Below are 11871 nucleotides of genomic sequence, written 5' to 3'. Positions count from 1 at the left end.
TGCTATACTTAGCGTATGGCAGGCTTTTTACGGAAGGACGATTAAAATGGACAATAAATTTACAGCTAAAGATATCTTAGAAAAAGATTTTAAAACAGGCATGCGCGGTTATAACCAAGACGAAGTAGACCATTTCCTAGATGAAATCATCCAGGACTATGAAATTTTCGCAAAAAAAATCGAGCAATTGCAAAATGAAAACAAACGCTTAAAAGCAGAATTAGAAGACATGCCGCGGAAGCAGGCGACACCAGCTCCTGGGACAACGAATTTTGATATCCTTCGCCGGTTATCCCATTTGGAAAACCATGTGTTTGGCAACAAATTGAATAACGAGTAATTTCGTTGTAATCTTTCCCGGAATAACGTATACTAGTAAAGCCATTTGAAATTCTGGCAATCGCTCCGGATTTTTTTCGGAGAGGAAAGTCCATGCTCACACGGACCTGCGATGGCCGTAGTGATCGCGCTTAGCGAAACAATAAGCTAAGGCAGCTTTACAGCTGACGGCGGGTAGAACGCCTAAGTCTTCGGATATGGCCGAAATACCCTGAAGGTGCCACAGTGACGGAGCTGTATAAGAAATTATACAGGTGGAACGAGGTAAACCCCGCGAGTGAGAAACCCAAATTATGGTAGGGGCACTTTTCTGAAGGAATTGAACTGAGGAAGAGGCAGGCTTAAGCTTGCAGATAGATGGTTGCCGTCCACTAGTACGAGGGTCAAACCGTTTGAGTACGTGGAAGACAAAACATGGCTTATAGAATTTCTTTTGGCTTTAAATTGCTTATTAAAAGCTCTCCGGAAGGGGAGCTTTTCTTCTTATACTATTAGAATCGTGGTGCATGATTTTGGTCGAACAAGCTTTCATCAAAAACTCCGCAATTTCAATTTCCAAGTTCCCTCAAGATTTGCCTGAGAAAGTATTTACTAAAGTTTCAGAAGGCATTATGGTGACGGACCTCCACAAACGCATTGTGCATGTGAATCCCGCATTTGAACTTGTCACCGGATATGAACGGGAAGAAGTTTTAGGGAAGACACCTAAAGTGCTTCAGTCGGGCATTCATAGACAAGATTTTTATCAAACCATGTGGGAAAAGATGAATCTAGATGGCGAATGGAGCGGGGAAATATGGAATCGCCGGAAAAATGGCGAAATCTACCCAGAATGGTTGAACATCACCGCGATAAAAGATGAAAATGGAATTGTCCGGAATTACTGCGGCATTTTTTCTGATTTGACCGACCGGAAAACTTCCGAAGACGAGTTAAAGAAAATGGCGCTGACAGATTCGCTGACAGGCACGTCAAATCGCTATGATTTTACAGAGAGGATGCAGCAATTGATCAAGACATCCCAAAAGTATGAACTTAGCCACGCCATTCTTTTCCTGGATTTGGACCGCTTTAAACAGATCAATGATTCTTTAGGACATGATATTGGGGATTTATTGTTGATGAGCGTTGCAGAACGGATTCGAGGGCTCTTGAAAAATAAGGATATTTTAGCACGTTATGGGGGAGATGAGTTTGTCGTTGCCTTGACTGCTATCAAACATCCCGCTGAAGCGGCCAATATGGCTGAAAAAATTATAGAAGTTCTTGAAACACCGTTCCACTTGGCGGATGAAGAAATCTACATTTCGACAAGCATTGGAATCAGCCTTTATCCGATAGATGGCATGACTTTGGATGATATGCTCCGGAAAGCCGATAAGGCAATGTATTATGCCAAACAAAATGGCAGGAACCAATACTGTTTTTATTTCGATGATTTAAAAACAGCTTCGAGGCGCCTCGTCTTAATGGAAGCTGAATTGCGAAAAGCGATTGAAAATCGGACATTTATGATGCATTATCAGCCAAAAGTCGATATTCAGACAAAGCGAGTGACTGGATTTGAATCGCTGATACGGTGGGAAAGCGAAAAGCTCGGAGTAGTGGCGCCTTCGGAATTCATCCCATTTGCGGAAGAAACCGGACTGATTATTTCTCTCAGCGAAGCGATTATTGAAACAGTTTGCCGGGATTTTATTGCCATGAATTTCAATGACAGCTTGAATGTTCCGATTTCCATCAATATTTCCAGCCTGCATTTTCAGCAGCCCAACTTCGTCGCTTCGATAAAAATGATTTTTGAAAAGATGAATTGCCAACCGAGTTTCTTTGAACTCGAATTGACTGAACATACCATTATGGACAATGTGGCAGAAACTACAGTAAAGCTCCAGGAATTGAGAGATCTTGGATTTTCCATAGCTGTAGATGATTTTGGGACCGGTTATTCGTCTTTAAGTTATTTAAGCCGCTTTCCGATTGATCAATTGAAAGTGGATAGCAGCTTTGTGAAAGAAATTGTCTCCATCAAAGAAAACGAATTCATTGTAGATGCCATCATCAATTTGGCGCATAGCCTCCGTTTGACCGTTGTAGCTGAAGGGGTGGAAACGCCTGAACAAGTGGAACTGCTGACAGAACTCGGCTGTGATATGATACAAGGATATGTCTATAGTAAAGCGATGGCAGCAGAAGAACTGCTCGCATTCATCGAAATTTGGAATATTAAGCAACAGGAAAGGGCGTCAATATGACCACATTTAAATTACTGGCTACGGCTGCAATGGGGCTTGAATCGATTGTAGCGGATGAAGTGAAAGAATTAGGGTATGAAACACAAACAGATAACGGCAAAGTGTTTTTCGAGGGCGAAGAACGCGATATCGCAAAAGCCAACCTTTGGCTGCGTACAGCAGACCGGGTGAAAATCATTGCAGGGGAATTCAATGCCTATACGTTTGATGAATTGTTCGAACGCACCAAAGCGATTGAATGGGAGAAGTTTCTTCCGGTTGATGCGAATTTCCCGGTGCAAGGGAAATCGGTAAAATCTAAATTATACAGCGTGCCGGACTGCCAGTCGATCGTCAAGAAAGCAATTGTCGAGCGTTTAAAAAAAGCGTATCACCGCAACTCATTCTTGGACGAATCAGGCCCGCTTTAAGATTGAAGTCTCCATTTTAAAAGATAAAGTACAGCTTTCAATCGATACGAGCGGTGCCGGCCTCCATAAGCGCGGTTACCGGCTGGACCAAGGGGAAGCGCCGCTAAAAGAAACTTTGGCTGCGGCCCTTGTGAAATTATCACGCTGGACACCGGACCGTCCCTTTATCGATCCGTTCTGCGGTTCAGGTACGATTGCTATTGAGGCCGCTATGATCGGACAAAATATTGCACCCGGCTATAACCGGGAATTCGACAGTGAACATTGGCCATGGATGAAGCCGCAAATGTGGGAAGAAGTGCGCAATGAAGCGGAAGAACTGGCAAATTACGATCAACCATTAGAAATTTTAGGTACTGACATCGATCATCGCATGGTGAAAATCGCAGAAGCGAACGCACTAGAAGCAGGTTTCGGCGACTTGATCCAATTCCAGCAGCGCCAGTTGAAAGATTTCACAGCGCAAGGCGAAAACGGAGTCGTTGTCGGAAACCCTCCATATGGAGAGCGTATTGGAGAAATTGAGGAAATTGAAGAAATGATCGGCGATATGGGGCGGATTTTTGCCAAATATCCTTCATGGTCCATTTATATGCTGTCGTCAATGCCACGTTTTGAAACATTGTACGGACAGCCGGCAACAAAGAAAAGAAAATTATTCAACGGATTTATCCGCACCGATTTATTCCAATTCTGGGGCGAGCGTCCAAAAAATAAATGACAGGATAACGGAAGGGCGATAGCCCTTCCGTTTATCTGTGAGGAGAATATATGAGACAACCTATACCATTTCCATTATCGAAAGAGAAAACCTTCTTTGAATCCTTGAATGATTGGATTGGCGATATCTTTTATGATGAACTTCCCGAAAAAGGCTTTGATCTCCGGGACGAACAAATTTTCATGGCTTTTCAAATTGAGCAGGCATTAAAAGAAAAATCGGTTCTTTTTGCAGAAGCGGGAGTGGGAACTGGAAAAACGCTCGCTTATCTTTTGCCAGCGATCGCGTATGCCCGCTACACGGGCAAACCGGCACTCATTTCTTGTGCAGACGAGACTTTAATTGAGCAGCTCGTGAAAAAAGGCGGCGATATCGACCGCTTGAACTCCTTATTCGATCTGAAAATGGACGTCAGGCTGGCAAAGTCAAGAGACCAGTATCTATGCCTTCAGCGCCTAGAAGGGGCTCAAAAGCGCAGCGACGCAGATTTCTTGGATGATATCGAGTTCAGTCTGCCGGAATTCGTCAACAAAACTTATTCGATGCAAAATACCTATCCTTACGGTGAACGTTCAAGCTATCCGGATGTCACCGATGAAGAATGGCAGCAAGTCAATTACCACCCGATCCAGAATTGTGCGGCTTGCGAGCTGCGCAATAAATGCGGCCAGACGATACACCGCAACCATTACCGCCAGGCGACAGATTTGGTTATTTGTTCGCATGATTTCCTGATGGAGCATATTTGGACAAAAGAAACACGGACAAGGGAAGGCCAAACGCCGCTGCTTCCGGAAACATCGTTGATTGTTCTTGATGAAGGGCATTTGCTTGAATTTGCAGCGCAGCGCGCATTGACATATGAAGTGCAGGAAATGACGCTGCTAAATGTGACAGAACGCATTATGGTCGACGGTGTCCGTGAAAAGACTTTGAGTATGATCGAGCGGACAATCGATTTGCACAATGAATTTTTCCGGGAACTTCGAAATTGCGCCATTCCAAGCGATGAAGACCGCCAAGGCATCCGTAAAACGGATTCACTTCTATCGTTAGGAAAAGAATTGATTGCATTGATTGATGATTTGATGGAAGAATTTGTTTTTGAAGGCGAATTGTATACCATTCCGGAATACGATTTGAAAATGGCAGAAGAATATTTTGAGCTCTATAATTTCTCCATGCGTTTATTTGTAGAGGAGGGCGATGCGGTCAACTGGATGGAAGTGAAAGATGAAATCGAAACTTTGGTCATCATGCCTCGTCTCGTAACCGATATTTTGGACGAAAAATTGTTTGATGGAAAAACGCCGATCATCTTCTCATCTGCGACTTTATCGGTTCAAAAAGATTTCACTTATATCGCAGACAGCCTCGGAATCGATGATTTCCAATCATTTTCTGTTCCGTCACCTTTTGAATACGAAGAAGTAATGAAAATCGTCAAACATCCACTTCAGCAAACAGATAAGTTTGAACGGGTATATGATTTGTTTTCATCAGGAGACCAAACTTTAGTGCTGTTTAAATCAAAGATCGATATGGAGCATTTCAAGCAATCCTTGCCGCTCGACCATCAATATGCGATTGAATTCGAAGGGGACCGGGAATTATCGACGGTCGTTAAAGAATTCCAAGAAGGCAAATTCCAGGTGTTGTGTTCATACCACCTTTGGGAAGGACTGGATCTGCCAGGAGAAGCATTGACGAAAGTGATCATCGTCGATTTGCCGTTCCCGCCAAAAGATCCGGTATTTGAAGCGAAGCGCAATTTCAGCTTGAATCCGTTAGAGGAAATCGATTTGCCGTTCATGCAGCTGCGCATCCAGCAAGGCATCGGCCGATTGATCCGTACGTCAAACGACCACGGTGAAATCCATTTGCTGCTGAATGAAGAAGAGCTTGCAGTAGAGCATTTATGGCAAGGGATTTTGCCTGTAGTTGCTGAGAATTTTTAATCCTTTCTTCCTGCTTATGATACAATTATTAGGCAAAGAAGATGTGGGGGGATTATGTTGACACTTGAAAAACAGTATAAAGACCATGTAAGTAAAATGCAGGCGTACAATGAAGCTCTTTCCTTATTGTATTGGGATCTCCGTACCGGAGCACCAAAAAAAGGAACGGATCTCCGTTCTGAAACGATCGGAACTTTGTCTTCGGAATTATTCGCTTTATCAACGTCTGAGGAATTCGGGCAATTATTGGCTGATTTGGAAACAGATAAAGCAAAACTGAGCCATGTGATGCAGCGTTCAGTCGAAGAGTCACGCAAGGAATACGATTTGAGCAAAAAAATTCCGCCTGAAGAATATAAGAAATTCGTCATTTTGCAGTCCAAAGCAGAGTCGGTTTGGGAAGATGCAAAAGCAGCCGCTGACTTTTCGTTATTTGAGCCTTATTTAGAAGATTTGGTGTCGATGACAAAGAAAATGATCGGCTATTGGGGCGAAAAGAACGGCAGCGCTTATAATACGCTGCTTGATCAATACGAGCCGGGCATGACGACAGAAATCCTTGATGAAGTTTTCGGCAAGCTGCGAAACCGCATCGTGCCATTGGTGCAAAAAATAGCGGCTTCTGAACATAAACCGGAGACCGGTTTCCTTTATGAGCATTTTCCAAAAGAAGCGCAGCGGGATTTAAGCATCGAAGTGTTGGAGCAATTAGGCTATGATTTTGAAGCTGGCCGCTTGGATGAAACAGTCCATCCATTCATGACCACAATCAACCGCCGAGACGTTCGGGTCACGACGAAATACGATGAGCACGATTTCCGAACAGCTGTTTTTGGAACGATCCACGAAGGCGGACATGCTCTTTACGACCAGAACCTGGGAGCGGACCTTTCCGGTCTTGCGATTGAAGACGGGGCTTCGATGGGAATTCATGAGTCCCAATCGCTTTTCTTCGAGAACTTCATCGGCCGCAACGAAAGCTTTTGGACAAGCAATTATGATTTATTGAAAAAATACGCTCCGAAGCAATTCGAAGCTGTGAGCCTAGAAGATTACGTGCGGGCAATCAATGAATCGAAGCCTTCCTTAATCCGGATTGAAGCGGATGAGCTGACTTATGCACTGCATATCATGATCCGTTATGAGCTTGAAAAAGGGTTGTTCAATGGAGACCTTGCAGTCAAAGATTTGCCAAAGCTTTGGAACGATAAATACGAAGAATATTTAGGCGTGCGTCCTTCAAATGATGCCGAAGGCGTATTGCAGGATGTGCACTGGGCAGGAGGAAGCTTCGGCTATTTCCCTTCCTATGCACTTGGCTATATGTACGCAGCGCAATTCAAAAATGCGATGCTACAAGATTTGCCGAACTTTGATGAGTTGCTTTCAACAGGCAATATCACACCGATCCGCGAATGGCTGACTCAAAACGTGCATCAATACGGCATGTCGAAAAAGCCGCTGGAGATCCTGAAAGACGCCACCGGCGAAGGATTGAACGCAGATTATCTAGCAGCCTACCTGGAAGAGAAATATTCAAAGATTTATCAGTTGAATTAAGATGAAAAGTGAGCCCGAAAGCAGTTGCTTTCGGGCTTTTTTATTTTCCATCAGCCAATTCCAAAGAATTTTGATTATAATAAATGCAGGAGGGGTTATATGTTAAAATCATTCAGTTTAGAAGGCAAGACAGCGATCGTTACAGGCGCAGGAAAAGGGATCGGGAAAGCGATCGCTTTGGCAGTGGCAGAAGCAGGGGCAAACCTGATGCTGGTTGCGAGAACAGAGGAAGATTTGAAGGCTGTCCAACAAGAAATCAATAACGGCCGGACGGATTATGCAGTGGCTGATATTACTTCAAGGGAACAAATTCAGCAAGCAGTGGAAAAAACAGTGGAACGTTTCGGCAAACTTGATGTCCTTGTAAACAATGCCGGCATGAATATCCGTTCTTCTTTAATGGAAGCGACTGACGGCGAATGGCAAAAAATCATGGATACGAACGCCCATAGCGTTTTCATGTTTTCTCAAGAAGCGGCAAAGCAAATGGAAAACGGCGGCTCAGTCATCAATATCAGCTCAGTTGGCGGGGAGCGAGCGCTGAAAACAGGCGTTGTGTACGCAGCTTCAAAAGCGGCGATTATCCAAATGACGAAAGTGATGGCGATGGAATGGGGAACAAAGAACATCCGCGTCAATGCGATCGGCCCTTGGTATTTTAAAACACCGTTGACGGAAAAAATATTGGCGGACGAAGAATACTTAAATTCCATCTTGGCTGTAACACCGATGAAGCGGGTAGGTGAACTGCCGGAAGTGGCGTCGCCAGTCGTTTTCCTGGCTTCAGACGCGGCAAGCTATATTACCGGACAAACTTTATTTGTCGACGGCGGCATGTCCATCCACGGATTTTCGTGAGGCATCTGCAAGGGCTAACCAATAAGTCTTTACTCGACTTATTGGTTAGCCCTTTTGTTTCGATTAAAGCGCTGCGCCAGCTTCGCCGAAAAAGGAAATGTTCCAATTATATTTGGGGAAACTCCTTTTTTCGTTGGACGTAAAAAAATGTTATGATTAAAGCAGTATCTGAAGAAGGGGTTATCAAATGACAGCACATGACCATCAAAAAGATTTAATTGAAACAGCAAGGCTTTATAAAATATTTGCAGATAATGAAGACACAGAACGCGCATCAAAAGCGGAATTGTTTGCAAAGAAAATATTAAAGAATAATTTTATTATTGGATTTGCCGGACATTTTTCTTCGGGGAAATCGTCGATGATCAATGCGTTGACAGGTGAGACCTTATTGCCTTCGAGTCCGATTCCGACGAGCGCAAATATCGTGAACGTTCAAAAAGCGCCTTCCGATTTTGCAATCGTCAACCGCAAAAACAAAAAACCGGTTTATTTTCCGGAGAATTACGATTTCGATGTGGTAAAGGCATTCTGCAAAAGCGGAGATGTGACACAAGTTGATATTGGCCACCAAGACTCTGTGCTTCCGGAAGGCATCACGGTCATGGACACTCCGGGAGTCGACTCGACAGACGATGCCCACCGTTTGTCCACGGAATCTGCACTGCATGTTGCAGACATGGTCTTTTATGTGATGGATTACAATCATGTCCAGTCCGAGTTGAATTTCAATTTCACCCGTGAGCTGCAAAAATACACGGAGCTCTATTTGATTGTCAATCAAATAGACAAGCATCAGGCTAGTGAATTGCCTTTCGAGGACTTTAAAAAATCGGTTTATGATTCATTTGCCGCATGGGGAGTGGAACCGAAAGGGATTTTCTTTACATCCTTAAAAGACTTTGCGTTTCCGGGCAATGACTTCGATCAAGTCAAAGAATTGGTGGCTTCTACAATGGCAGGATGGCAAGGCCATGTTGGGGAAGCGACCGATGCAGCTTTGCAGCAATTGAAAGATGAACATCTCCGTTTCCTGGAAGAAGAACAACAGGAGCGGCTGCAGGCATTTTCATCCGTTTTAACTGAAGACGAATGGGAAAACCGTGAAGATATCAAACATGAAAATATGAAAGTGGCGAATCGCCGATCGGTTCTTGATTTTGAAAAATGGCAGGCTAAATTCGAAAAAGACCGAAAAGAATTAGTTGAAAACGCCAATATCATGCCGTATGAATTGCGGAATGCCCTTACGAATTATGTCGAGTCGGTCCAGCCTAATTTCAAGGTCGGTTTGTTGTTCAGCGGCAAAAAAACGGAAGAAGAGCCGGCATTGCGGAAAAAAGAAGTAGTGGAAAGGCTCGATACGGTCGTTCCATCGCAAATCACGAATCATCTGAAAAAACTGATGAAAAATTCGTTGAAAGACGCAGGGCTCTTAACTGATGACGAGTCGATTTCCATTGACGAACAAGAGTTTTCTCCTCCGTTCTCGCTGATTGAAGAACAGCTTCCGAAAAGCGGTCCGATCACGAGCGATGCCATCTTGAATTTTGCGAAGAATATCACTGTTTCCATTCAGCGTTGGTTCATTAAAGAGACAGAAGGCTGGAAAAAGGCGCAAGAAGAAAAGTTCACTTCGTTATCCGATGATGCCAATACTGAAATGGATATGAAAGCCCAATTGCTGGACCAAAAACTGTTGGCCATCACAACTTTAGAAGAGATGGATGAGCGGATTGATAAAGTGAAAAAATCTTTTTCTGCGATGCTTCCTAGCCAGAAAGTCGAAGCGGAGCAAAAAGTCGATCATTGGCAGCATGAGTTTTCAATTTCGATGGCAGAAATGGTGGAATTTGATGAATCGATGCTCGAGCAGAAAGCCGCATCGAACCGGGAAGGCCGTGACCAGCTCGCTTCATCGAATGTAAACCAATTTGATGAAAATGCGGTAATTGGAAGAGCCAATCAAACGGCTTTGGCCCTCACTTCGATTAAAGGGTTTGCGGAAACAGCGGAATACTTGAAGCGAAAAGCAGCACGTTTAGAGAAACAGGAGTTTACAATTGCGCTATTCGGTGCATTCAGTGCGGGAAAATCTTCTTTTTCAAACGCATTGATGGGTGAAACGGTTCTGCCGGTTTCCCCAAATCCGACGACCGCGACCATTAACCGGATCCGTCCTGTGACTAAGGACCATCCGCATGAAACGGCAGATGTCCGCTTGAAAACGGTCGCTCAGATGACGGAAGATGTGAGAAATTCCTTTAAGGTCTTGGGCGTAGAAGTCCACACGCTAGAGGAAGCTTTCGCTAAAGCCGGAACACTTTCGCAAGAAGGTTCATCAGAGCAGCAAGTCCATAAATCGTTTATCGACGCGTTCCAAAAAGGCTATCCGGAATTCAAGGAACATCTCGGGGAGACGCTCCGAACCAATCGTGAAGAGTTTGGACTTTATGTCGCGAAAGAAGAACGCAGTTGTTTCGTTGATGAAATCGACTTCTACTACGACTGTGAATTGACGAGAAGCGGCGTCACTTTAGTGGACACTCCGGGAGCTGACTCGATCAATGCCCGGCATACGAATGTCGCTTTCGAATATATCCGCAATGCCGATGCCGTCTTGTTCATCACTTATTATAACCATGCATTTGCCAGAGCTGACCGGGAATTCCTCATCCAGCTTGGACGTGTAAAAGATGCATTTGAAATGGATAAGATGTTTTTTGTGGTCAATGCAATCGATTTAGCGAATAATGAAGAGGAAAAAGACGCTGTCATTACATATGTTCAAGACGAACTGCAGCGTTTTGGCATCCGTTTCCCAAGGCTTTATGGAGTTTCAAGCTTGCTTGCGTTAAGAGACAAAGCAGTTTCAGGGATGCCGGAATTCGAAGAAGCTTTCCAGCATTTCTTGAAAGATGAAATCAAGGGGATGGCTGTTCAATCCTTGGCCGAGGAAGAGCAAAAAGCGGTTGACCGTTTTAGCGCGTTGATCGCCCAAACTGAAAAGAACTTGATGCGTAAAGATGAACGTCTAGCAGAGCTGAAACAGATCGAGCAGCAATTGCGCATCTTGTTCAGTGCATCTGCTGCGCGGATTTTCATAAAAGAAGCCATGCAGGAATTGGATGAATTGCTGTATTACGTAAATCAGCGTGTATTCTACCGCTTCAATGATTTCTTCAAAGAAGCCTTTAATCCATCTGCATTCAATGGGAAATCAGCCCAACAGGCACTCGACACCGCAATCGACGATATCGTTGAAATGACGACATTCGACTTTGCCCAGGAATTGCGGGTGACGCATTTCCGGCTAACGCAGTTTATTGAAAAGCGGATTTCAAACCGTTTCAAAGATGACAGCGCGAAACTAAAAGAGATGAATCCGGATTTCTCGCTGACTCCTTATGAAGTGGAAGAGTCAGCGGCAATTGAACCGGATCAGGCTTTTGTGGGGACATCTTATACATCTGTGAAATCCTATTACAAAAATAATAAAAGCTTTTTCGAGAAGAATGAAAAAGAGAAATTACGGAATGCTTTGCAGGCTTTGATGGAGCCGGATGCCTTAAAGTATCTTGACCGAGAAAAAGTAAAAATCAGCCATTGGGCGGATAATTGGATTGAACAGGAAGCGGAAGGCTTGCGGCAGCACATGCTTCGCCAAGCTATCGATCAAATTGAATCAGAACGAATTGTGCTCCAGCAACAGGAAATTTTGGCACAGTGGAAAGACTTGTTTTCAAATCTCGTAGCTGAAAGGGTGTAAG

The 11871-nt window shown here is 44.1% G+C and carries 6 protein-coding genes, 1 other RNA gene and 1 pseudogene; all 8 read left to right on the top strand.

Annotated features, from left to right (window positions below; genetic code table 11):
- Positions 1-46 precede the first annotated feature (46 nt).
- The 8 genes and pseudogenes from gpsB to L0M13_RS10185 all read left to right on the top strand — a co-directional run bounded on the left by gpsB (position 47) and on the right by L0M13_RS10185 (position 11870).
- The gene (gene gpsB, locus L0M13_RS10220; protein WP_052651436.1) at positions 47-340 is read left to right on the top strand and encodes a cell division regulator GpsB; all 294 of its coding nucleotides are present in this window, start codon (positions 47-49) and stop codon (positions 338-340) included.
- Positions 341-388: 48 nt separating this feature from the next.
- An RNA gene (gene rnpB, locus L0M13_RS10215) (RNase P RNA component class B) lies at positions 389-766 on the top strand.
- 79 nt (positions 767-845) lie between these two features.
- Positions 846-2594, top strand: a complete 1749-nt coding sequence (locus tag L0M13_RS10210; protein ID WP_235196397.1) for a putative bifunctional diguanylate cyclase/phosphodiesterase — start codon at positions 846-848, stop codon at positions 2592-2594.
- Positions 2591-3725, top strand: a pseudogene (locus L0M13_RS10205) (class I SAM-dependent RNA methyltransferase). Before L0M13_RS10210 ends, L0M13_RS10205 begins: the two are co-directional and overlap by 4 nt.
- A 50-nt stretch (positions 3726-3775) precedes the next feature.
- A complete protein-coding gene (locus L0M13_RS10200; RefSeq protein WP_235196396.1) occupies positions 3776-5683 on the top strand; it encodes an ATP-dependent DNA helicase in 1908 nt (635 codons plus the stop codon).
- Between the two features lie 54 nt (positions 5684-5737).
- Entirely contained in the window at positions 5738-7243 is a 1506-nt protein-coding gene (locus L0M13_RS10195) for a carboxypeptidase M32 (protein ID WP_235196395.1), read from the top strand.
- A 99-nt stretch (positions 7244-7342) separates the two neighbouring features.
- Complete coding sequence (locus tag L0M13_RS10190) at positions 7343-8101, top strand: SDR family NAD(P)-dependent oxidoreductase (protein ID WP_235196394.1); 759 nt, start codon at positions 7343-7345, stop codon at positions 8099-8101.
- Positions 8102-8288: 187 nt separating this feature from the next.
- Positions 8289-11870 carry a dynamin family protein gene (locus tag L0M13_RS10185; RefSeq protein WP_235196393.1) on the top strand — a complete coding sequence of 1194 codons (3582 nt, stop codon included), beginning with the start codon at positions 8289-8291 and terminating at the stop codon, positions 11868-11870.
- The last annotated feature ends 1 nt before the right edge of the window (position 11871 follow it).

This window comes from Planococcus sp. 107-1 (assembly GCF_021513255.1).
Taxonomy (GTDB): Bacteria; Bacillota; Bacilli; order Bacillales_A; family Planococcaceae; genus Planococcus.
This window is presented reverse-complemented; position numbering and strand designations above follow the sequence as displayed.

What these genes read in the sequence shown, in the direction of transcription:
- gpsB (WP_052651436.1), top strand. Translation starts at nt 47, where the DNA reads ATGGACAATAAATTTACAGCTAAAGATATCTTAGAAAAAGATTTTAAA.
- L0M13_RS10210 (WP_235196397.1), top strand. Translation starts at nt 846, where the DNA reads ATGATTTTGGTCGAACAAGCTTTCATCAAAAACTCCGCAATTTCAATT.
- L0M13_RS10200 (WP_235196396.1), top strand. Translation starts at nt 3,776, where the DNA reads ATGAGACAACCTATACCATTTCCATTATCGAAAGAGAAAACCTTCTTT.
- L0M13_RS10195 (WP_235196395.1), top strand. Translation starts at nt 5,738, where the DNA reads ATGTTGACACTTGAAAAACAGTATAAAGACCATGTAAGTAAAATGCAG.
- L0M13_RS10190 (WP_235196394.1), top strand. Translation starts at nt 7,343, where the DNA reads ATGTTAAAATCATTCAGTTTAGAAGGCAAGACAGCGATCGTTACAGGC.
- L0M13_RS10185 (WP_235196393.1), top strand. Translation starts at nt 8,289, where the DNA reads ATGACAGCACATGACCATCAAAAAGATTTAATTGAAACAGCAAGGCTT.